21 protein-coding genes and 1 pseudogene are annotated in these 22,868 nt (G+C 41.5%); 17 read left to right on the top strand and 5 right to left on the bottom strand.

What is annotated here, in order from left to right; translation table 11 throughout:
- Nucleotides 1-18 precede the first annotated feature (18 nt).
- A complete protein-coding gene (locus ACQFX9_RS09685) occupies nt 19-933 on the top strand; it encodes a glutaminase (protein ID WP_427161818.1) in 915 nt (304 codons plus the stop codon).
- Between the two features lie 72 nt (nt 934-1,005).
- On the opposite strand, the gene ACQFX9_RS09690 is transcribed toward ACQFX9_RS09685, so the two are convergent.
- Complete coding sequence (locus ACQFX9_RS09690) at nt 1,006-2,652, bottom strand: hypothetical protein (RefSeq protein ID WP_427161819.1); 1,647 nt, start codon at nt 2,650-2,652, stop codon at nt 1,006-1,008.
- Between the two features lie 528 nt (nt 2,653-3,180).
- On the opposite strand from ACQFX9_RS09690, the gene psaA reads away from it, so the two are divergent.
- The 8 genes and pseudogenes from psaA to ACQFX9_RS09730 all read left to right on the top strand — a co-directional run bounded on the left by psaA (nt 3,181) and on the right by ACQFX9_RS09730 (nt 10,981).
- Nucleotides 3,181-5,439, top strand: coding sequence for a photosystem I core protein PsaA (gene psaA / locus ACQFX9_RS09695; RefSeq protein WP_427161820.1), 2,259 nt, complete (start codon nt 3,181-3,183; stop codon nt 5,437-5,439).
- A 124-nt stretch (nt 5,440-5,563) separates the two neighbouring features.
- Nucleotides 5,564-7,789, top strand: coding sequence for a photosystem I core protein PsaB (gene psaB, locus ACQFX9_RS09700; RefSeq protein ID WP_427161821.1), 2,226 nt, complete (start codon nt 5,564-5,566; stop codon nt 7,787-7,789).
- 173 nt (nt 7,790-7,962) lie between these two features.
- Nucleotides 7,963-8,433 (top strand): REP-associated tyrosine transposase, encoded by a 471-nt coding sequence (locus ACQFX9_RS09705; RefSeq protein WP_427161822.1) that lies wholly within the window; start codon nt 7,963-7,965, stop codon nt 8,431-8,433.
- Between the two features lie 107 nt (nt 8,434-8,540).
- Entirely contained in the window at nt 8,541-9,167 is a 627-nt protein-coding gene (locus ACQFX9_RS09710) for a hypothetical protein (protein WP_427161823.1), read from the top strand.
- Nucleotides 9,168-9,232: 65 nt separating this feature from the next.
- Nucleotides 9,233-9,439 (top strand): hypothetical protein, encoded by a 207-nt coding sequence (locus ACQFX9_RS09715; protein WP_427161824.1) that lies wholly within the window; start codon nt 9,233-9,235, stop codon nt 9,437-9,439.
- A gap of 157 nt (nt 9,440-9,596) precedes the next feature.
- Complete coding sequence (locus tag ACQFX9_RS09720; protein ID WP_427161825.1) at nt 9,597-10,121, top strand: DUF433 domain-containing protein; 525 nt, start codon at nt 9,597-9,599, stop codon at nt 10,119-10,121.
- Nucleotides 10,115-10,588, top strand: coding sequence for a DUF7689 domain-containing protein (locus ACQFX9_RS09725; RefSeq protein ID WP_427161826.1), 474 nt, complete (start codon nt 10,115-10,117; stop codon nt 10,586-10,588). Before ACQFX9_RS09720 ends, ACQFX9_RS09725 begins: the two co-directional genes overlap by 7 nt.
- Nucleotides 10,589-10,724: 136 nt before the next feature.
- Nucleotides 10,725-10,981 (top strand): annotated as a pseudogene (locus ACQFX9_RS09730) (UPF0175 family protein).
- A gap of 55 nt (nt 10,982-11,036) precedes the next feature.
- Here the strand turns inward: ACQFX9_RS09730 and ACQFX9_RS09735 are convergent.
- Both ACQFX9_RS09735 and radA read right to left on the bottom strand, forming a co-directional pair.
- Nucleotides 11,037-11,312, bottom strand: coding sequence for a hypothetical protein (locus ACQFX9_RS09735; protein WP_427161827.1), 276 nt, complete (start codon nt 11,310-11,312; stop codon nt 11,037-11,039).
- Between the two features lie 310 nt (nt 11,313-11,622).
- On the bottom strand, nt 11,623-13,137 hold the full coding sequence (gene radA, locus ACQFX9_RS09740) for a DNA repair protein RadA (RefSeq protein ID WP_103135658.1): 1,515 nt from the start codon (nt 13,135-13,137) through the stop codon (nt 11,623-11,625).
- A gap of 177 nt (nt 13,138-13,314) precedes the next feature.
- On the opposite strand from radA, the gene rpaB reads away from it, so the two are divergent.
- From rpaB to ACQFX9_RS09775, 7 genes are all read left to right on the top strand, one after another.
- Nucleotides 13,315-14,043, top strand: coding sequence for a response regulator transcription factor RpaB (gene rpaB / locus ACQFX9_RS09745; protein WP_103135659.1), 729 nt, complete (start codon nt 13,315-13,317; stop codon nt 14,041-14,043).
- 129 nt (nt 14,044-14,172) lie between these two features.
- A complete protein-coding gene (locus ACQFX9_RS09750) occupies nt 14,173-14,814 on the top strand; it encodes a cofactor assembly of complex C subunit B (protein ID WP_427161828.1) in 642 nt (213 codons plus the stop codon).
- 21 nt (nt 14,815-14,835) lie between these two features.
- Complete coding sequence (locus tag ACQFX9_RS09755) at nt 14,836-15,465, top strand: Uma2 family endonuclease (protein WP_427161829.1); 630 nt, start codon at nt 14,836-14,838, stop codon at nt 15,463-15,465.
- Nucleotides 15,466-15,593: 128 nt separating this feature from the next.
- Complete coding sequence (locus ACQFX9_RS09760; RefSeq protein WP_427161830.1) at nt 15,594-16,100, top strand: hypothetical protein; 507 nt, start codon at nt 15,594-15,596, stop codon at nt 16,098-16,100.
- A 5-nt stretch (nt 16,101-16,105) separates the two neighbouring features.
- The gene (locus ACQFX9_RS09765) at nt 16,106-16,384 is read left to right on the top strand and encodes a hypothetical protein (RefSeq protein WP_236142902.1); all 279 of its coding nucleotides are present in this window, start codon (nt 16,106-16,108) and stop codon (nt 16,382-16,384) included.
- A 225-nt stretch (nt 16,385-16,609) separates the two neighbouring features.
- Nucleotides 16,610-17,134 (top strand): DUF456 domain-containing protein, encoded by a 525-nt coding sequence (locus ACQFX9_RS09770; RefSeq protein WP_427161831.1) that lies wholly within the window; start codon nt 16,610-16,612, stop codon nt 17,132-17,134.
- Between the two features lie 507 nt (nt 17,135-17,641).
- The gene (locus tag ACQFX9_RS09775) at nt 17,642-18,463 is read left to right on the top strand and encodes an exosortase-dependent surface protein XDP2 (RefSeq protein WP_427161832.1); all 822 of its coding nucleotides are present in this window, start codon (nt 17,642-17,644) and stop codon (nt 18,461-18,463) included.
- Nucleotides 18,464-18,638: 175 nt separating this feature from the next.
- Here the strand turns inward: ACQFX9_RS09775 and ACQFX9_RS09780 are convergent, their stop codons facing one another.
- Nucleotides 18,639-20,471, bottom strand: a complete 1,833-nt coding sequence (locus ACQFX9_RS09780; RefSeq protein WP_427161833.1) for a C2 family cysteine protease — start codon at nt 20,469-20,471, stop codon at nt 18,639-18,641.
- Between the two features lie 820 nt (nt 20,472-21,291).
- Between ACQFX9_RS09780 and ACQFX9_RS09785 the strand changes: the two genes are divergently transcribed.
- A complete protein-coding gene (locus tag ACQFX9_RS09785; protein WP_427161834.1) occupies nt 21,292-22,110 on the top strand; it encodes an exosortase-dependent surface protein XDP2 in 819 nt (272 codons plus the stop codon).
- Between the two features lie 61 nt (nt 22,111-22,171).
- On the opposite strand, the gene nblB is transcribed toward ACQFX9_RS09785, so the two are convergent.
- Nucleotides 22,172-22,837, bottom strand: coding sequence for a phycobilisome degradation protein NblB (nblB, locus tag ACQFX9_RS09790; protein ID WP_427161835.1), 666 nt, complete (start codon nt 22,835-22,837; stop codon nt 22,172-22,174).
- Nucleotides 22,838-22,868 lie beyond the last annotated feature (31 nt).

The following is a 22,868-nucleotide window of genomic DNA, read 5'->3' on the forward strand; positions in this document are numbered from 1 at the left end:
TTCTGGGTTGTATCTGCTGTGAGCAAATTTGAGAAATTAAATATCGACGATTTACGTGATTGGGTGGAATTAGCGAAAACTCAAACGCACTTGGGGAAAGTTTGCGATCGCATTCCACAATTAGCTAAGGCTGATCCCCATTGGTTTGCAGTCCACATTTACTGTGAATCAACACCAAGTTACAGTGTTGGGGATACGGCTTGTGTGTTTCCACTGATGAGTGTCATCAAGTCTTTCTCTCTACTCTATCTGCTAGAACAATTTGGTGCAGAACAAGTGCTGCAATGGGTAGGTGTTGAACCATCTGATGCACCTTTTAATTCTTTAGAACAGTTGGTGGCTGATGGTGGTAAACCCCGTAACCCGATGATTAATAGTGGTGCGATTACTTTGGCTGATAAGTTACCAGGAAGAGATATTAGCGATCGCACTCAATCTTTTTGTCAATGGTTAAATCAATTGGCTGGCTGTCAACTCCAACTAGATGAAGTCATACTGGCTTCAGTTAGATCATCTCGTTCTCCAACAAATCAGGCGATCGCTAATCATTTAGCTCAGACAGGAAATATTACAAATCCCGACATTGCTCTTGACATATATGAACAAATATGCTGTTTTTCTGGAACTGTTCAAGATTTAAGCCTAATCGGAAAACTCTTAGCCTGCCAGCACGAGAAGATACCAACTCAGCATCGTCAGATAGTCAATGGTGTGATGTTAACCTGCGGTTTATACGAAGCTTCACTGTTATTAGCAATCAAAATTGGACTACCGATGAAGTCTGGGATCGGTGGTGGGTTATTAGCGATATTACCAGGGGAAGGAGCGATCGCTTGTTACAATCCGGTTTTAGATCGTATAGGTAATCCCATAGCAGCGATCGCGTTTGTAGAACTGTTAGCCCAAAAGCTAGAGTTGAGTATTTTTAATTGAATCAAGAGAAGAGTAGGCAGGGCAGGGAGCAGGGGAGAACAATACAGCACCCAATGCCCCATGCTCCATGCCCTATTCCCCAGATGTAGGACGCGATCGTCTTTGGAAATAATCTCTCAAATTCACCTTTTTGGGTTTATTGACGGGTTTTTCAGATGATTCGGTGTCCTTGACCTCTGGTTGAGATTCTGGGGTAGGAGTAGGTGAAGGTTGATTTGTAACTGGTGGTAATTCTTCCTTAACTTGAGGCTGAGGTACTACTGGCTGGGGTTCAGCAGTCATGCTTGATGATGGTATTGGCGTTATTTCTATCAAAGGTTCAGGGGTAACGCTGGGTGATGGTAATGCTGTTGGTTTCTCCTCTGGTTGTAGTTCAGGGGTAATGCTGGGTGATGGTGTTGCTGTAACTTCTGGCTGTGGTTCAGGAGTAATAGGTGTTGCTGTGACTTCTGGCTGTGGTGTAGGAGTTGGAATTGCGGTAGGCGATGACTTTGGAGATGCGGGTTCTAACTCAGTATTTTCAGGTTGTTCTACTTCAGGTGTGGTCAGTGTAGGTAATTCAGTTGGTTTGGGAGTAGGTGCGATTTCTGGTTGTGGTGTTTCTATAAATTCAGGCGTTGGCTGGGGTTCTGGCGTAGGTTCTGTGACTGGTTGTTTAGCCTCATAGGAGGAATCTACAATACCGCGTACCTCATCAGCTGTTAATTCGCCTCTGGTAATTCTAGAGAGTGTGTCTTTACCCTTCGGTTGGTAGTTAACTAGTCTAACTGTGGTGTTAAAAGCATTTTTGACTGGGTTTCCCTGATTATCGAGGAATTCTAACTTCACCCAGTTCACGCCAGGTTTAAAGCCTTTGAGGTAAACTGACTGCCAGCGATCGAGTACGAAACTTTCACCGTTAATCGTGCAGCGAATCCGCCAATCACTGAATAAGTCATTGGTATTATCTTCAGAGCGCAAGTGTAGAGGCGCGTTAGTCAGGTAAAAGTCTAACAAGATGGGTTCTGCACCATAACTACCTTGAGGGCTGTTGTAAGTTAACAGGGGTAGGGATGGATCAGGGTTATTGTCGTCAGTTTTGGTGAATAAATGAAATGTTGTGTTGGCATAAGCACCCGCATTTTTAAAACTCTCATGCCAAGGGCGAGACGCAAAGACGCGTAGAGTATGCGTACCTGGGGATAGGTCTGACAATACCAGGGGCTTTTCTAAGTCATAAATGGGAATATCAGGCTGATTATCAACTATTAAATGCAAATAAGGGCCAAGTTCCCATTGTGGATGCTGAAAAATCGGTAAATCTTTAACTTGAAGCCGGACGGTGACTTTGTTGTCTGTGAGAATCTCATCAGGTTGGGGCGTAATAATTTGGACTTGTGGTCGATAGGCTTCTAAAGTTGACCGTAGTTGTTGAATGACTCCTGGTGGCGATACTTCAGAAAACTGCCGAGATATTTGTTGACTTTGGTCTTTGCCCTTAACAGATACTTCCTGTCCAACGCTTTTTTCTCCACAACTAGCCAAACTCAAGACGAACAATAGTGTAATTAGCCACCTCAACATAGGCAAAACAAGGGAATAGGGTGTGGGGCTTTGGGCATAGGGTATCCCGTCTACCCCCTGCCCCCTGCCCCCTACCTCTTGCCCCCTGCCTCTTGCCTCTCCGAAGTTTCGAGCCGAGGCTTCCTCGGCTCGAACTTCTCTCTGCCTGTGGTTCATGGCTGATACCTGGTGATTATTTTTGACAACTGCTTGATTATTTTGACCGATATTATCTTCTGTAAACTACGGTCTTAAAGGTTAAATCTGTCCTGCATACCATGAATGTTTAAAATCGACATAATAAACGTTAGATTATTTACATCTTGTATTGATTAAGTATTTAAATAACCAATCAAATTCATTGATAAACAAATATACCAAGTGCTAGAGCCTGCTGTAGACTTGGCTTCCGATGTATCAAAGGATAAATTTTACGAATTGTTATTGTTTGTAAATTAAATAGATAAAGTATTGACTTTTTGGCAAATAGTTTGCAGGTAAAAGGCAAGTGAGACAATTATTCTAGGGATTTTGAATTATTGTTAAAATCTCTCCAACAATGTACAAGTGAAGACTTTATAATTCAACAGAAACAAATTTCCACATAGCGTCTTCATCGCGGCTCCAGAAAAATTCTGTGGGAAGCGATCGCGGTTCTCTCTGTGGTTTCATGATTCCTCATTCCTTATCTAGAGAGGAGGTCGAATGACGATTAGTCCTCCGGAGCGAGAGGAAAAAAAAGCAAGAGTGATAGTTGATAACGATCCAGTACCAACCTCATTGCAAAAATGGGCGCAACCTGGACACTTCGACAAATCCTTAGCTAGAGGCCCCAAAACCACCACATGGATTTGGAACCTTCATGCCCTCGCCCACGATTTTGATACACATACAAGCGATTTAGAAGACATTTCCCGCAAGATTTTTGCGGCTCACTTCGGACACCTGGCCGTTGTGACCATCTGGTTAAGCGGGATGATATTCCACGGCGCGAAGTTTTCTAACTACGAAGCCTGGTTGAGCGACCCCTTGGGTGTAAAACCCAGCGCGCAAGTTGTTTGGCCAATTGTGGGACAAGACATCTTAAACGGTGATGTTGGTGGTGGATTCCACGGTATTCAAATCACCTCTGGCTTGTTCCAAGTATGGCGGGGCTGGGGGATCACCAACTCCTTCCAGTTGTACTGCACCGCTATCGGTGGCCTAGTGCTAGCAGGTTTGTTCTTGTTTGCTGGTTGGTTCCACTACCACAAACGCGCTCCCAAACTGGAATGGTTCCAGAATGTGGAGTCCATGCTGAACCACCACCTGCAAGTGCTGTTAGGCTGCGGTTCTTTGGGATGGGCTGGTCACTTGATTCACGTCTCCGCCCCAATCAACAAGCTCTTAGATGCAGGTGTGGCTGTTAAAGACATCCCCTTGCCTCATGAGTTCATCCTGAACAAAGACCTGTTGATTGAGCAATTCCCCGGCTTTGCTAGCGGTTTAACACCTTTCTTCACCTTGAACTGGGGTCAGTATGCTGACTTCTTGACCTTCAAGGGTGGTTTAAACCCTGTTACCGGTGGCTTGTGGTTGACTGACATCTCTCACCACCACCTAGCGATCGCTGTACTCTTCATCATCGCTGGTCATCAATACCGCACTAACTGGGGCATTGGTCACAGCATCAAAGAGATCCTCGAAAACCACAAAGGCCCCTTCACTGGGGAAGGTCACAAGGGTCTTTATGAGAACATGACCACCTCCTGGCACGCTCAATTGGCAACTAACCTAGCTTTCTTAGGTTCTTTGACCATCATCATCGCGCATCATATGTACGCGATGCCCCCCTATCCTTACTTGGCGACTGACTACGCAACTCAGTTGTGCTTGTTCACCCACCATATGTGGATCGGCGGATTCTTGATTGTGGGCGGTGCTGCTCACGCTGCCATCTTCATGGTGCGTGATTACGATCCAGTTGTTAACCAAAACAACGTTCTGGATCGGGTGATTCGTCACCGGGATGCAATTATTTCTCACCTGAACTGGGTTTGTATTTTCTTAGGCTTCCACAGCTTTGGTCTATACATCCACAACGACACAATGCGTGCCTTGGGTCGTCCCCAAGATATGTTCTCCGACACAGCAATTCAGTTGCAGCCAGTATTTGCTCAGTGGGTGCAGAATCTGCACACATTAGCTCCTGGTGGTACAGCTCCCAACGCTTTAGAAGCAGTTAGCTATGCTTTTGGCGGCGGTATTGTGGCTGTCGGTGGCAAAGTCGCAATGATGCCCATCGCTTTGGGTACTGCTGACTTCCTCGTTCACCACATCCATGCTTTCACCATCCACGTAACTGTACTGATTCTGCTCAAAGGCGTACTATTCGCTCGCAGTTCTCGCTTGATCCCCGATAAAGCCAACTTAGGCTTCCGCTTCCCTTGCGACGGCCCTGGCCGTGGCGGTACCTGCCAAGTTTCCGGTTGGGATCATGTGTTCCTCGGACTGTTCTGGATGTACAATTCCTTGTCAATTGTAATTTTCCACTTCAGCTGGAAAATGCAATCTGATGTTTGGGGAACAGTAGACGCAGCTGGTAATGTGTCTCATATTACTGGTGGTAACTTTGCCCAAAGTGCCATCACCATCAACGGCTGGTTGCGTGACTTCTTGTGGGCGCAAGCTTCACAAGTAATCAACTCCTACGGTAGTGCTTTGTCTGCTTACGGACTCATGTTCCTGGGCGCACACTTCGTTTGGGCATTCAGCTTAATGTTCCTGTTCAGTGGTCGTGGCTACTGGCAAGAGCTAATTGAGTCCATCGTTTGGGCGCATAATAAACTGAAGGTAGCTCCAGCAATCCAACCCCGCGCTTTGAGCATCACTCAAGGTCGTGCAGTTGGTGTAGCTCACTACCTCCTGGGAGGGATTGCCACAACCTGGGCATTCTTCCACGCACACATTCTTTCAGTAGGATAGCAATCAGTTTACGGAGTGCTGAGTTGTGAGTCCTGAGTGCTGAGTAATCAAAACTTAGAACTCAAAGCTCAGAACTCCAAAAGCTGAAACCTGATGGCTAAAGGTCAGAGGAAATATCAAACCTATGGCAACAAAATTTCCAAAATTTAGCCAGGATCTCGCACAGGACCCAACTACGCGGCGCATATGGTATGCGATCGCGATGGGCAACGATTTTGAAAGCCATGACGGCATGACCGAAGAAAATCTTTACCAAAAGATTTTCGCTACCCACTTCGGACACCTGGCAATCATTTTCCTTTGGGCTTCTAGCCTCCTGTTCCATGTAGCCTGGCAAGGTAACTTTGAACAGTGGATTAAAGATCCTCTACACGTCCGCCCCATCGCCCACGCGATTTGGGACCCCCACTTCGGTAAACCCGCGATTGAAGCATTTACCCAAGCTGGTGCTAGTAACCCTGTAAACATTGCTTACTCTGGTGTTTACCACTGGTGGTACACCATCGGTATGCGGACAAACCAAGAACTGTACATTGGTTCTTTAGGTCTGTTATTATTCGCTGCCTTGTGTTTATTTGCTGGCTGGTTGCACTTGCAACCCAAGTTCCGTCCCAGCCTCGCCTGGTTCAAGAGTGCTGAATCTCGCCTCAATCACCACCTAGCTGGTTTGTTTGGCGTTAGCTCTCTAGCTTGGGCAGGTCACTTAATTCACGTTGCTATCCCCGAAGCTCGCGGACAGCACGTAGGTTGGGATAACTTCTTAACAACTGCGCCCCACCCAGCAGGTTTACAACCCTTCTTTACAGGTAACTGGAGCGTTTACGCTCAAAACCCTGATACAGCAGGTCACATCTTTGGTACATCCACTGGTGCTGGTACAGCGATTCTGACCTTCTTGGGTGGTTTCCATCCTCAGACAGAATCTCTGTGGTTGACCGACATCGCTCATCACCATTTGGCGATCGCTGTTCTGTTTATCGTTGCTGGTCATATGTATCGCACCAACTTCGGTATCGGTCACAGCATCAAAGAAATGATGAATGCCAAAACTTTCTTTGGCAAACCGGTTGAAGGCCCCTTCAATATGCCCCACCAAGGCATTTATGACACCTACAACAACTCTCTGCACTTCCAATTAGGTTGGCACTTGGCTTGTTTGGGCGTTGTAACCTCCTGGGTGGCACAGCATATGTACTCTCTGCCTTCCTACGCGTTCATCGCTAAGGACTACACCACACAGGCAGCTTTGTACACCCACCACCAATACATTGCGATTTTCTTGATGGTTGGTGCGTTTGCTCACGGTGCGATTTTCTTAGTTCGTGACTACGATCCCGAACAAAACAAAGGCAACGTACTTGAGCGGATGTTACAGCACAAAGAAGCATTGATTTCTCACTTAAGCTGGGTATCTCTCTTCTTAGGCTTCCACACCCTTGGTTTATACGTTCACAACGACGTAGTAGTTGCTTTCGGTACTCCTGAAAAGCAAATCTTGATTGAACCAGTATTTGCTCAGTTCATTCAAGCTGCTCACGGTAAAGTTCTCTACGGCTTAGACACCTTGTTGTCTAACCCCGATAGCGTTGCTTACACCGCTTACCCCAACTATGCCAACGTTTGGCTACCTGGTTGGTTAGATGCCATTAACTCTGGTACTAACTCCCTCTTCTTAACAATTGGCCCTGGCGACTTCTTGGTACACCATGCGATCGCACTAGGTCTGCACACCACCACCCTCATCCTAGTCAAAGGTGCTTTGGATGCTCGTGGTTCTAAGCTGATGCCCGATAAAAAGGATTTCGGCTATGCCTTCCCTTGCGACGGCCCCGGTCGTGGCGGTACTTGCGACATCTCCGCTTGGGACTCCTTCTACCTAGCTCTGTTCTGGGCGTTAAACACAGTAGGTTGGTTAACCTTCTACTGGCACTGGAAACACCTGGGTATTTGGCAAGGTAACGTTGCTCAGTTCAACGAAAACTCTACATACTTAATGGGCTGGTTCCGTGATTACCTCTGGGCTAACTCTGCTCAGTTGATCAACGGTTACAACCCCTACGGCGTGAACAACCTGTCTGTCTGGGCTTGGATGTTCCTCTTCGGACACCTGATCTGGGCAACTGGCTTCATGTTCCTCATCTCCTGGAGAGGTTACTGGCAAGAGTTGATCGAAACCCTAGTTTGGGCGCACGAACGTACTCCTATCGCTAACCTCGTTCGCTGGAAAGACAAACCCGTTGCTCTCTCCATCGTTCAAGCTCGTGTAGTTGGTCTAGCACACTTCACCGTCGGCTATGTCGTCACCTATGCAGCTTTCCTCATTGCTTCTACTGCTGGTAAGTTCGGTTGATCTGGCTACTAGTTTTGTAGGTAAGTAAGAAAAAATCCCCTGCCGCACGGTGGGGGATTTTTTGTTGGGATGGGAAAGTTTTTTCTTCGCTCATGGGAAGTATAGAGGTAGGGGCGGGCAAGATGCCCACCCCACAAGAGAAATACTAAATAATTTACTCATCGCTTTATATAATGCAAGAGTCAAAGTTTAGAATTTATCACAGAAGATTGCCTCATTGGGAATTGGATGGAGCAGTTTATTTTATTACTTTTAATACTTGGGAAAAATTAGAACTGAGTTCAGAAGCTAGAGAAATCGTTTTTAATTCTTGCCTGTTTTTTAACAATCAGAGATATAAGATATTCACCTTAGTAATCATGACAAATCATGTACATTTACTAATTCAACCATTACTCAAATCTGAGAAGGAGTTTTGGTCACTGAGTAGCATTATGAAAAGTATTAAAGGCTATAGTGCTAAACAAATTCCTAAAGTGATGAATCATATAGGAACAGTATGGCAAGATGAAAGATATGACAGAATTGTTAGGGATGAGCAAGAGTTTCAACAATATTGGGAATACATTAGAAAAAATCCTGTCAAAGCAGGCCTTTCATCCACACCGGAAAGTTATCCTTTCTTTTGGGAAACACCAAACTAACTCAACTATTGCATTCATTCTTGTGGGGTGGGCATCTTGCCCACCTCTTAACTTATTAAGATTAATTACTAATACAATAAAAAGCTGAAAGATGGGAGAAATTAATCATGGAAAATTATGAACCTGTAAAAATTATTAATACCAATTTAGAAGATTCTGAAATTCATTTTTATTCCTTTGCTGTTGTGCCTTTTGAAAAGACTTTTTTTGGTTATTCACCAAGCGCATGTAGCTATACTATGCATTTGACAGATAAAAGATTAATAGTAGAACCAGATATAAATGCGGAATTACTAGAAAAATTTTATAAGCTTTTCAACTTGATGCCCTTTGGAGGCGCAGGAACATATCGTGCACAACATATGAGTAAAGAAGCAATTAAAAAAATGTATTATTTAAAATATACATCTATTTCTATAAATTATGATGAAATAGAAAAGTTTAGTTATTTGCCAACTGCTTTTAATACTAATCTGGTTCATATTTTCTTTAAACTTGATTCAAATGAACGCAATTTGGATTTTTTTATAAAATTAGGATTGGAAGTATTTAAACCTTCTCCCATAAAGGAGATAAAATTAAACGAAATATGGCAATCAGTTGAGAAAAAAGGATTAAAAACAATAGGTATGGAATTTTTAGAATACATTAATAAAATGAGAAAAATAGATTCTGCTTCTGATTTTGTTTCCCAAGCAGACTTTTTATTGCAACTTTATAAAATTCCTGGTTAAGTTATAAATCTATATATAATGTAGTTAAATAGCTAAACTAGGAATTTAAACGAAATTCATGAGTAATGAACACTAAACTCGTAGAATCTCTCATACAAATTATCTTCTCTCTCTCTGATGAAGAACGCTCACTGTTGGAAGAAAGACTATTTTTCAATTCTTCCTATCAATCTACACCAGAGATTATGGAACTTGCAGACAGAAGTAAAGTATTTGAATTTTTATATGATGAACCGGATTTATATACTCTGGAAGATGGAGAGCCTATCTAATGTCTTGAGCGCAAATTTATTACCAGACGGATAGGTAAACTAGGAGCTAATCAAATTCAACAGTTAAATTCAACTATGCTGCAAGCGGATCAATTGGCATCATAGCAACCAAACAGCGATCGCCTCTAAACAGCTTTAACCAAAAACACTCAAAACCATGACTAACTGGCAAGAACACATTAGTATCAATCCTCAAACCTGTCATGGTAAACCGCATATTACAGGTACACAAGTCATGGTTTCAGTCATCCTTGATAACATCGCTCAAGGATTGACATTTGAGGAAATAGTCAAAGATTACCCACCAATAACATTAAAAGATGTTCAAGCTGCTATTGCGTATGCAGCACAACTGACTAAAAAACAGGAACTGCAAATTTCTAATCAAGCTGAAATAGAATCAACTTTCATGACACTAGCCCAGCAATGGCGTGAAGAAAATCGTGGTGTCTCATCTACTAATCAAATGTCAATGCACCCTGCATATCAACAGATTATAGGAATGGGTGAAACTGTTATACCTTTGCTACTCAGGGAACTTGAGAAGAAATCAGGGCGTTGGTTTTGGGCATTAAAATCAATTTCCAGAGAAGATCCTGTACCTTCGCAGTATAGAGGAAACACAAAAGAAATGACTAAAGCTTGGCTAGAATGGGGTAGACAAAGGGGTTATCAGTGGTAGGTAATAACGCTTGGGATAGCTATGTAAAATCTTTTATTGAACGTGATTATCCCAATCTAGTCATCCACGGTTACAAGTTTACAAGCCCAGATACAACTGACTATAACTGTGTTGCTTGGGCAGCAGAAGATGATGAAAACTGGTGGTGGCCAGATGCTCAATATGAAGAATATTGGCCGCCAGGTATTACCAGAGAAGAGACTCTAGAGGCTTTTCAAGTAGCATTTAGCACACTTGGTTATGAAATATGTAGCGATTCTTCTTTAGAAACAGGATTTCAAAAAATCTCAATATATGTGAACTCCAGCAAAATACCAACTCATGCTGCTAGACAATTACCCGATGGTAAATGGACAAGCAAGCTTGGTCAAGATGAAGATATAGAACATAATAATTTACAAGGTTTAACTGGCAATCCTGGTTATGGTGAAGTTGCCTGCATTATGAAAAAACCAATTACAGCATAGTAGTAGGTTGTGCTGAGGAACGAAACCCAACATCATAAAGGCTTTTTTTGGTTTCGCTATCGCTTAACCCAACTAATTTTCCCGTTAACTGAGTCGTATTGCCAGATATTGAAATTTTTTAACTCAAGAAAAATTTATGCGAACAGTCCCAATCCAATTACCCGAAACAGTCTTTTCGGCACTTCGCAAAAATCCTGAAGAGTTTATCCAAGAAATGCGAATCGCCGCAGCAGTTAAATGGTATGAATTAGGGGAAATCTCACAGGACTAACGCGCGCTGAATTTATTCAGGCATTATCACGCTACCAAGTTTATTTTACGCAATATACAGCCCAAGAGTTAGCCGAGGAATTGGCGAATGTCGCTTTTTTGAAACAACAAGCAGGGAAATAAAATATTGATTTGTCTAAAACCCCGACTTTTGGGAAAAGTCAGGGTTTTAAAACTATTAAATGAGAATTTGCCGGATTAAAATACTCATGACTTCGCCTGGGTTAGCGGTGGGTAATAGTGGACTCCATTCACCGACGCTAGCGTAACCAATTACCTGCAAGTAGTGAATTGTACTGGTGACAGTTTTGGGTGAGCCTATCAGTAGATGTTTAATCGGTTCTCTGTGGGGTAATGGTTGTTGAGTTGACTGATCAAGGCTTAGTGTATCTGGATTTTCGCCTAAAAACTGCTCTAACTTGGATTGGGCAGATTGTTGTAATTGTGCCATCATTGTATTTATCTCCTGTATTGGGAGCTACATAAAGGCGATCGCAAGATTCTTGGTCGGATACCGCGATCGCCTTTATCATGCTTAAAATATATTAAAGTATATTTTTATACAAGTCAAGCTTTTAAAAATATTTTTATAGCCTTATTTGATGGGGTTTTTACAGCTATAGATTGTCCAACCTTAGTATTATTTCGCAGTTTATTTTATAAATTGAAACAATAAAAAAGCTAGATTGGAGTCATCTAGCTAGGTGGGCGGGCGATCGCAGTTGATCAATTGTTGATAAGGGGAATGGGAAGAGTAATTATTTTTATTCTTCGTCTATGTCTAAGTCTTCGGCTGTTAGTTCTTGATGAGGGATGGCGGCGATGATGGCATCTATGACTTTGGAGACTGGTACAATTTCGATGTCAAAGTTGGGGAATTTTTGACCTTTAGGAACGATCGCTCTTTTAAATCCTAGTTTAGCGGCTTCTTTTAACCGTAGTTCCATCTGGGAAACGGCGCGCACTTGTCCACCCAAGCCGACTTCACCGATTAATACTGTACCTGGATCTACTATGCGATCGCGGAAACTCGCAACTATCGCAATAGCAATTCCTAAATCTACGGCTGGTTCTCCCACATTTAACCCCCCAGCCGAGGCGACGTAGGAATCTAATTTGGACATGGGTATCCCGACACGCTTTTCTAAAACGGCGAGAATCTGCACTAGTCTGTTATAATCTATACCTGTCCCAGCCCGGCGTGGTGAAGGGTAACTGGTGGGACTAACTAAGGCTTGTAACTCAACTACGATGGGGCGTGTACCTTCACAGGCTACTACAATGGCTGTGCCTGGTGCGGGGTCATCACGGTTGCCTAAAAATAACTCGCTGGGGTTGGGGACTTCACGGAGTCCGTTTTCCACCATTTCAAAGATACCGATTTCGTGGGTTGCGCCGAAGCGGTTTTTAACTGTCCTTAATAATCTGTGGGAGGCAAAGCGATCGCCTTCAAAATATAGTACCGTATCTACTAAGTGTTCTAATACTTTCGGCCCGGCGATCGCCCCTTCTTTAGTTACGTGTCCGACAATTAACATGGTAATATCTTCATGTTTTGCCACCTTCATCAAGGCAGCCGTACATTCCCTTACCTGTGCTACTGAACCAGGTGCGGATGTTAAAGCGGGGAAAAATACGGTCTGAATACTGTCAATTACCGCTACATTTGGTTTTAAAGAATCTACTTCCCGTAAAATCTCTTCTAAATCTGTTTCTGGCAGGACGTATAAATCTGCACCTATGCTTGGTGATGATTCTTTTTCTTTTTCTTCTTCTTGGTCATTTTCATCACTTACCACATTTAAAGGTTTAGATACACCCAAGCGCGAAGCCCTTAATTTAACTTGTTGTCCTGATTCTTCGCCCGAAACATACAGGATGCGATATCTCTGCGCTAGCTGATTGGATACTTGCAAAAGTAGAGTAGATTTACCGATACCCGGATCACCACCAATTAACACCATTGAACCGGGAACAACTCCCCCACCCAAAACCCGATCTAACTCTCCGTATCCAGATTCCCAACGAGTGACTTGGCGATCGCTAATTTGGTCAAATGTTAAAGAAGCTCTGGGTTTAGCTGGTTTATTCGCAGGCTTCCCGTTACCCTGTCCGGAATGCCAACCACTGACACCCCGACTCGGTATATCTACAGAAGATTGGATGCTAATCTGTTCTTCTAGGGAATTGTAAGTACCACAATTAGGACACTTACCAAACCACTGGGGAGACTCTGCACCGCATTCGTTACATATATAAATAGTTTTTGGCTTTGGCATTATTAAATCTTAAATATTATTAAATATCTTAATTTTTCCTTAATTTTTGGGCTACTTGAAAATCCCATTAATATAAGACTTTCCCGCTTTTTCCAAATCATTTCTGAGAATGATATCTTAATATTATGGTATTAAAAATTAATCATGAAAAATTTTAGTTAAGGAGCGTTGAGAAACTTGGAAACTCATAAAGAAAAAATTCTGGTAGTAGACGATGAAGCCAGTATTCGCCGGATTTTAGAGACGCGCCTGTCGATGATTGGCTACGATGTAGTCACTGCTGGTGATGGAGAAGAAGCTTTAGAAACATTTCGCAAAGCAGATCCAGACCTAGTAGTTTTGGATGTGATGATGCCAAAACTAGATGGTTATGGTGTTTGTCAAGAGCTACGTAAAGAATCAGACGTACCCATTATTATGCTAACAGCTTTGGGTGACGTAGCCGATCGCATCACTGGCTTAGAATTAGGTGCGGATGACTACGTAGTTAAGCCATTCTCCCCCAAAGAACTAGAAGCGCGGATTCGCTCAGTTTTACGCCGAGTAGATAAAACAGGCGCATCGGGAATTCCCAGTTCTGGTGTGATTCACGTAGGTAACATCAAGATTGATACCAACAAACGCCAAGTCTACAAAGGTGATGAGCGCATCAGATTGACAGGAATGGAATTTAGCCTGTTGGAATTATTAGTCAGTCGTTCCGGTGAAGCCTTTTCCCGTTCCGAGATTTTGCAAGAAGTTTGGGGATATACACCAGAACGCCACGTAGATACCCGCGTAGTTGATGTACATATTTCCCGGCTCCGCGCAAAATTAGAAGATGACCCCAGCAACCCAGAGTTGATCCTCACTGCGCGCGGTACTGGCTATCTGTTTCAACGCATAATTGAACCAGGAGAAGAGTAGGCAAGGGAGCAGGGAGCAGGGGAGCAGGGGGAGGTAGAAAAGGTGAGGAAAGTAGACAAGGTAGACAAGGTAGAAATATTTACCCCAATGCCCAAAAGCTAATGACTAATGACTAATGACTAATGACTAATGACTAAATCCGATCCCAATCGAGTTGTACGGCGCATACCCTTAGTAGTTGGGGGGTTGGGTGCTGTGCTGTTGCTAGTTAATCGTTTGTTGACACCAGAACTTACAGACTCTCAGGCGCGGGGGGATGTTTTGGGAGTAATTTTGAGTGCCGTTTTGATTTTAACTGGTTTAATTTGGCAACAAGTGCAGCCGCGATCGCCTGATGCAGTAGAACTGATTGGGGAAGAAGGCTTTGTGTTAGCAGATGATTTACCAGAAGCCGTGAAAACAGAATTAGCCTGGGCATCACATTTATTGTTAACTAATACAGTGACGCGATCGCTCATAGTTTTCTATCAGGGCAAAGTTTTGTTACGTCGCGGCATTCTGGCAAATAAATCAGAAGTTATCCCAGGGGCAATTGTCAAACGGGTTTTAGAAAAACAACAACCAGTGTATTTGGTAGCATTAAATGTTTATCCAGGACGCATTGAATTTGATTACTTGCCGGAGAATACCCAAGGTGTGATTTGTCAACCCATCGGCAATCAAGGTGTATTAATTTTAGGAGCAAATGCACCCCGCAGTTACACCAAACAAGATGAAAATTGGATAGCCGGAATTGCCGATAAATTAGCAGTAACTCTGGGAAATTCCTAATATTCTCAAGGGATTATATATATGACAACAGCATCACCTGCACAAACAAGAACTTTGCTCAAAAATATTAGCTGGCAAACGTTCAAAGCGATGCTGACAGACATGGGTAATGAACGTAACTCAAGATTAGCTTACGACAATGGCATAGTAGAAATCATCACACCACTCATGTCACATGAGAATTCTAACCGTCTGATTGAAGGTTTAATTCTTGTACTTTGTGAAGAGTTTAATTTAGAGGTTAAAACTACAGGTTCACTCACCTTGATACGAGACGATTTAGAAAAGGGAGCAGAACCAGATAGCAGTTATTACATTCAAAATGAATTTTTAGTCAGAGAAAAAGAAAATATCGATTTAAATCAAGACCCGCCTCCAGATTTAGTATTAGAGGTAGATTACTCCAAACCCAAAATAGATAAATTATCTCTCTATGCTGCAATGGGTATTCCTGAGTTTTGGAGATATAACGGTACTAAATTACGAATTTATCTCCTGACGGGAAATCAATACACAGAAGTAGAACAGAGTCCTACTTTCGCGCCTGTGATGGTGAGAGATATTCCGAGATTTCTACAAGAAAGTCAAAAAATAGGTCAGCTAGCCGCCAAGAAGGCTTTTCGCGCTTGGGTAAAACAGCAGATTTCTTAGTATTTCCACGGAATTTACAGAAAATTAAGCATATTGCTTATTAAATAATATTTCAAGTCAAAAGCAACACCAAAAAATAGTGGAATACTGACAAGAGAATGTACAACATCTTGTGAGGGAAAGATTTTATGAAGGTTAAGTCAGTATCCACAGGTATAGTTTTAGGCGTGATCGGTAACTTACTGGTAGTTAGCCCCAATCTCATCGGTAACTCGAATCAAGTCATTGCTCAAGACGTATCTCCTACTTGTCCTTTAGAAACCGCGATCGCTGTCACTTTCCTTGATTCTAAATGTGAGGCGGTCACATTGAAACAACCACGTACTTTTTATCGTTACTATAGTAGCGACAGCAATAAATATGGTAGATACCTCACAACGGACAAATACAAAACCAACGTCGATGTGATCAAGAAATTAGCCCTTAATCAAGCTTGGGGAAATCAAGCTACTATGAGACTTAAAGTGACAATACCCGCAGGAACAACTGTTTATCAAGGTATTGTTGCCCCTCAAACACCCGCCTCGTGCTACCCAGGTGGTGGTCAACAGACTTTCGTTAAAGATTCCAAAGATCCCAATATCAAGTGGTCTGAAGGTAAAAGTATGACTGTCACAGAGTTCACTTGTCCTTAAAATCCATGGAAACTCAAACAGAAGAATTTATCAAGCTGATTAACCAGTCAGTTGCTATTGCCGAACAAATGCGTAGTCAATCTGGACAATCGCAGCGTTTAAATAATGTAATTAATGTTCTCCAGTCTGTGAAAAACAAAGTCATGATTGGTCAACTAGAACCATCAGCAGGTAACTCTACCCTTGGGTTATCCCATGAGGTAGCTGATTGGATTGAAACATTAGACGCGCCATTACTTAAAGCTGTGGGTGCGGTAGAGGCGTATTACCAACAACATTTTTAAGTCTGCGTCACAGATTTAGTTCAGATTGTCAAAGCTCATTTTTCGTTAAATGATGACTGCTGATGATGATTTTTCGGCAGTCATTATTTAATGGATATTCAGAATGAATGTATGAGTTCAAGACGTAATATTTTAATGTAAGTTCGATAACCTCTCCTCACAAAGAGAATATGCAAAATTTAAGACTAAAATATTAATAAACTACCCCGATGAATTATTAAGTATATGCAAACAGAAGTTATTTATTGGCTATTGATTGCCATGATGATTGTCGGCATTATTGGTGCTGTAGTACCTGCCATCCCTGGAACTAGTTTAATTTTATTAGCAGTGATTATTTGGGGAATAGTGAAACAATCCTTTGCTGCGATCGCTACCCCTTTAATTGTCACAGCAATTATTTTAATTTTGAGTATTGGGGTTGATTTTTTAGCTGGTTACATAGGTGCAAAACAAGCTGGTGCTAGCAAATGGGGTCAAATTGGTGCATTTGTCGGCTTTTTATTGGGTTTTTTCGGACTATTACCGACTTTACCAATAGGCGGGCCAATAGTGGGGATTTTCTTTGGGCCTTTATTGGGTGCGATTATCGCTGAATATATTTACTGTCGGCAGTTAGGAGTGGCAATTAAGGCTGGTATCGGAATTGTCGTCGGTACAGTTTTAGGCAACTTGCTTCAAGGATTACTGGCGATCGCATCTGTGGTAGTTTTTATTTGGACAACTTGGCCACAAGTGTTTGGCAATTAAGATGTATCTAAAATCAATATACCGGAATATGTAAATGCCATATCCGAAAGTAATATTTCATCGGTTGATTGTTACTTTCAACAGAGAATAATCGGACGAACTAAGTATATATTTATTTCGTCCATAGAAAAATTATTAGGGACAAAATTGTAGCTGCGATCGCTTCATTTAAAGTAGCTCATAACCTGAAGTTGCTAATACCCAGACGGTTTAAACCGTGATAATCTACCGAGTTAATCACAAGCTAAAAAGACAGAACGACGTAACACCAATCATCGTACCTACAGTAGATTCATTTATCTTTGAAAGATGCTTGTGACAGTATAAGAATTGATACACACGGTTTCTATATTGTCTTTATGCAAAAATCACATAATTCCTGGCATGGTTTACGTAATTTTCAATAAAAACCCATTACTTAAGTAATTTTCTGGTGCTAGACTCTGTATTGAGAGTACAGATTTCACTGGTATTTTTACCAATAACTACGTAATAACAGGAAAACACATGAAAGCTAAAAATATAATCTTATCCACTGGATTAGTTCTCAGTGCTGTATTAGGTGTTTCTAGCAGTGCTAAAGCTGCTAGCTTTACAACTAACTTTAGTCCTAATCCCGTTACTGACCCCAAAGCAGATATTACCTTAAATTCCATTATTCGGAATGATGGTGTAACAGTTAGTGACTTTAAATTCGTCTCTTCTGTTGAGATCGTTCAAAACAACAACGCACTCGGCCCAGCAAGTACAGATAAGGGTGATACAGCTACTTCTCCTGGTTTTGATCCGAATGAAGCCCCCTCAGGTGCAGAACTAGCTGCATACTTAGGTAATAGAAACTTAAACAACATTGTAGACACCGAAGATGGTGGTTCGTTTATCCTGAAGACGTTTTTTGGTAGCGCAGTTGTATCTGATACTGCTTCAACCGATAGCTTCTTCTTTTGGGAACGAGGCTTAAACAGCTCTATTGAAATCCGAGCACTGGATGCAAGTGGAAACACAATCGGTAGTGCCTTCACAATTGACAAAGACAAACCATTCTGGACACCTGCTGGCTATAGCATCGATACTACAGAAATTGGTGACGATCAAAGAGTAGGTTCTTACGGCGTTAGCTTTAAGGACTTAAACTTAACCGCAGGGACTCTAGTAAGTGGTTTAAGATTGAGAGCTGCAGGTAGCTTTAACGGGCCTGACTTCAAATTTGTTGCTGCTGATGTTATCAGAAGGGTAGACGTACCTGAACCTACCGCCATGATTGGCTTAGGTTCTGTAGCTGCACTTGCTTTCTTCCGTCGTCGTCAAACCAAGAAAAGTGCTGTTTAATATTGTGGTTGGCGATCGCTAATACTAATTTAGATTTTCTTGGTACATAGTTGTTTTGTCAAAAAAATGGGTGCTACATAGTTAAGTGCAGAGTTCATCTTTTTTCGCTCAATAAGATTTTTTAATAAACAGAAAGCCTGATTATTTTGGCTTTCTGTTTTTTAGTCATGAAGCTTTAAGCAACAGCAATTCCATAATTAAAAGACTCGATGAATTGCTCAAATGATAAGTCGATAAATCCGTCGTTAGTACCAGTTTGAGTCCTACCGTCTACACCCCAAGGATTTCGCACTACTACACGTTGTTCACCATTAGTGTTGGTGTAGACATTTGTAAGTGAATAAGCGTGATAACTGACAATATATTTACCGTCACTACCAACTCTAGCTGCTGTCACAGGTTGACTATTTGCTAAAGCCATTTCCAAAGTTGAAAAACTAACTTTGCTGATACCGTAATAAGTAGTTTTGTTTCCTGTAATGTATTTGAGAGGAGTATCAAGAGAGCCTCCGTTACCGATGAGATTATAACCAGGCTGTCCTCCTCTGCTCCATTCCATCCACTGAGCATAAGCTTTTTCAACTAGAGCCACCCACAGCACACCGTTATTTCTCTTTGAAGCTATACTCGTAGCAATCCGACGATCAACAGTGACGTATTGTGCTTCACCATCAGAGTAGAAACGCACAGTATAAGTATTATCACCATTATCTGTAATCATGCTTTTAATCACAGAACTCGAAGCATTACTAGCATCATTAGACTGACGACCAAAAGTTGCACCTAATGCTGCTAAAAATGTGCAATCACCTAACTTTCCTTGATCTATATCACCAATTCGCGCTTCACCAGAGCTACCATAAAGAGTACCAGTAGCTACGGTATAGGTGAGATTTGTCCCATTAAATACGGGTGTCGGTGCTACTGTCCCTAAAAACCAACGACCTACTAAATTAGACTCGAAATCACTAGCACTCATATTGATCGATGCACCATTAGCAACCTGTGTTGATAGCCATTTCACAGAATCTTGCATAGTAAAAGATGTAGCACCTACCAATGTTTTTAGGTCTTTGACCTCATTGGCATCAATGGCAGAATTATCTTGAGCATTCCTAAAGATAGCCAGCATATCTTGCCGACTAAAATCACCGTCAGTTCCTAAACTTCGTGCCAAGGTAATTATTTGTTGGTCAGTCAGATTCTGACTGAACCAATCATTAACTGTGGTTGATGTAGAGGTTGATGTAGAGGTTGATGTAGAGGTTGATGTCGGAGTTGATATTGGAGTAGAAGTTGATGTTGTCGTTGTGATTGTAAATGTCTGCTTGATTACATTACTTTTAGCACCGCTTTGATCATAAGCTATGCCTTGAAGAGTATATTTACCATTGCCAAAATTAAAGTTTGCTAGAGATAAACTGTAGCTGAAACCTCCTTTATTGGCATTAATAGGATCGGCTGTAAATACGTTAGCATCAGCCACATCTAGCCATGTTCCATCTGGTCTTTGTAAGCGAAAATCGATTTTGGAAATATCACTTACACCATTTTGATCCGATACCCAAGCACTATTAAGGCTGAGAGTATCTGTTGGTTTGAGGGTGGTATTATTCAGATTAAACTCTAATGAAGTTGGAGCAACATTTTGAAAAAATTTGAGATTGTAGTTAGTATCGGCACTTTTGTAGTAAACTTTAGCAAAGTAATTGCCTGCATCTAAAGTTTGTTTAATTAAATCAATTTGAGTTCCACTTTTATAAGAACCGGCAATTACTTCACTATCTTCAACTAATCCATTACTATTAGAGTCTTTGATTAGTCGTACATTCGCATCTGCGCTTAACCCATCAAGGGTAAGATAAATACTACTGCGGGCTGTCAGAGTAAAACTGTAGAAATCGTCGATATCTGATGATCCAACCCAATCTGAAAAAGTCTGAACATTAGTGTTGAGGACTATCTTTCTTGCACTACTTAAAGTATTACCTGCATTATCAAGAGGCATAAATATCCTTACTTACACAGTTAAAAAATGTGGACTATCACACCCTTTCACTTATGTAAAAACTAGTTTTTACAACACAAAAAAAGTTTAACTTTCGTTAATTTTCTTCTTAAAGATTAGGCAAAACCAGAGGAAATTCACGCAATCTAAACTTTCAAGTATAAATACTTAATCTAAGAATAAATATGCAATAAACTTAGGAATAATCTTATTTGATTGAGTTAGTAATACGGAGAATATTTAGTTTTATTGAGTATATACAATACAAACCATTGATAATTACTATCTTTGAATCCCCTTAATTCATCTCTATGTAAGGAAACAAGAAACTCTCAATTTAGGAATACCAAAAAATAAATTTAGGACTTTTGATAAAAACAGGAGTGTAGGGATAGGAAAGGAGAAAACTTAAGTGTTTCCTCTAGAATTTGCTAACGAGTAGTCGCACTAGTGACAAAGATTTAATACCAAATTGGGATAGGTAGTATTGTTTAGAGATTCTGGAAGTTTCCATAAATCTGGGCTTTTAATCCAAAATCCAAAATTGGTATGAGAGGTATTTAGGGCGTTTTCCCAGAAATTTCAGGTATTCTATCAAGATTCACCAACATTCTGTGAGCAAAATATCTGACAATGAATTTTGTCATTTCATGGCTAATGACTGAGAAATCAACTCTTAAAGCCTAAAAATTGGCTAGAAAACATTTAATCTCATGTTTGCTTGAGATGACTTTCAGTAAATACGTGTTACGTAAGTAAATTTAAGGTGATAAACTCATTTCTGACTAGATAGCTCAAATCGACATTTTTGCCACAATCAATGAAAACCCAAAATATATTCACATCTGTAGTGCTGGCTTTGAGTGCATCTGTAGCTATGTCTAACTCTGCTAAAGCAGGTACCTTCGTCACTAACTTTAGCCCCAATCCTGTGATTGATCCTACAGCAGATATCACTCTCGATTCCATTATTCGGAATGATGGGAGAATGATCAGTGACTTTCAATTAGTTAGTTCTGTTAACATCATCACAACCGGCGGAGTTCCAGGTACAGTTAGTACAGACAATGGTGATACAGCTACTCCCCCTCCAGGTTTGAATCCCAACGAAAACCCTTCAGCCGCAGAAATTGCAGCATACTTAGGTAATAAAAACTTAAACAACATTATCGATAGTGAAGATAATGGTGAGTTTGAGCTTGATGTATTTTTTGATAGCCCAGTTCTCTCCGACAACACTGCAAGCGACAGTTTCTTCTTCTGGGAACGAGGACTCAATAGTTCCATTCAACTGCAAGCACTAGATGAAAGTGGCAATCTAATTGGCAACGCTTTTACTATAGATAAGTCATTGTGGGAACTTGCTGGTTTCCAGATTAAGACAACAGAAATTACTCAAGCCCAAGATGTAGGTGCTTTTGGGGTGAGCTTTGCTAATTTGGGATTAACTAGCGGAACTTTAGTCAGTGGTTTGAAATTAATCGCTTTTGACAGTTTTAACGGTCCTGATTTTAAGCTACTTGCTCATACTTCTATTTGCTGTGTACCCATACCTGAACCTGCCACAATGATGGGGTTAGGTGCGGTAGCTGGGCTGATGTTAATGCGCCGTCGTCAGAGCAGAACTAAAACAGTGTAACAGGATGAAAACTACGCAAGAATCCGCTTTGCGGTTTCATCTTGCGTAAGTTCTAAAAGTGTTATTGGGCTAAATGCACAGATTTTTGGGCTTCAGTCGCGATCGCTTCTACTTCATCATTCACTAAACCAGCTAAGATAGACTGAGATTCTGCACCTCCCAAGCGCGTCAAAGCCTGCACCACCCTGTAACGAATTTGCCAATCAGGATCAGTTGCATAAGCCGCTAATAAAGGAACTGCTTGGATATCTCCTAATTCTCCCAAAGAACTAATCGCCGCAGTTTTGACTAATTCCACATCAGAAGTGAGGGCTTCCTTGAGTAGTTCTAGTCCTCGTGGATCACCGAGTTCTCCTAGAGTAGCAATAATACTGAATTGGACGAGCCACTCAGGGGTTGTGTGATAAAGCTGCTGTAAATCTTCAAAAGCTGACTCTAACTTCAGCGCGCCTAAGCAATCGGCGGCGGCGGCTTGCACATCAGCCTCTGGATCTTTTAATAAACCACGCAATAAATCCAAAGATAAATCTAAATCCTGAGTACCAAGAGTATCTAATTGACTGACTGCTGAATAGCGAACACGAGAGTTACTATCACCTACAGCAACTTGCACTAATTCAAAAGCATTTGTCGGTTCAAGTTCACGGATTTGATTCACAGCACGCAAGCGATCGCCCAAATCCTCAGAATTAAGCAATTGTCTTACAGACTCAGGAGTTACACTCATTTAATTACCTTAATTTGTCAAAGTTTAAAAA

The organism is Aliinostoc sp. HNIBRCY26 (genome assembly GCF_050235535.1).
Lineage (GTDB): Bacteria > Cyanobacteriota > Cyanobacteriia > Cyanobacteriales > Nostocaceae > Trichormus.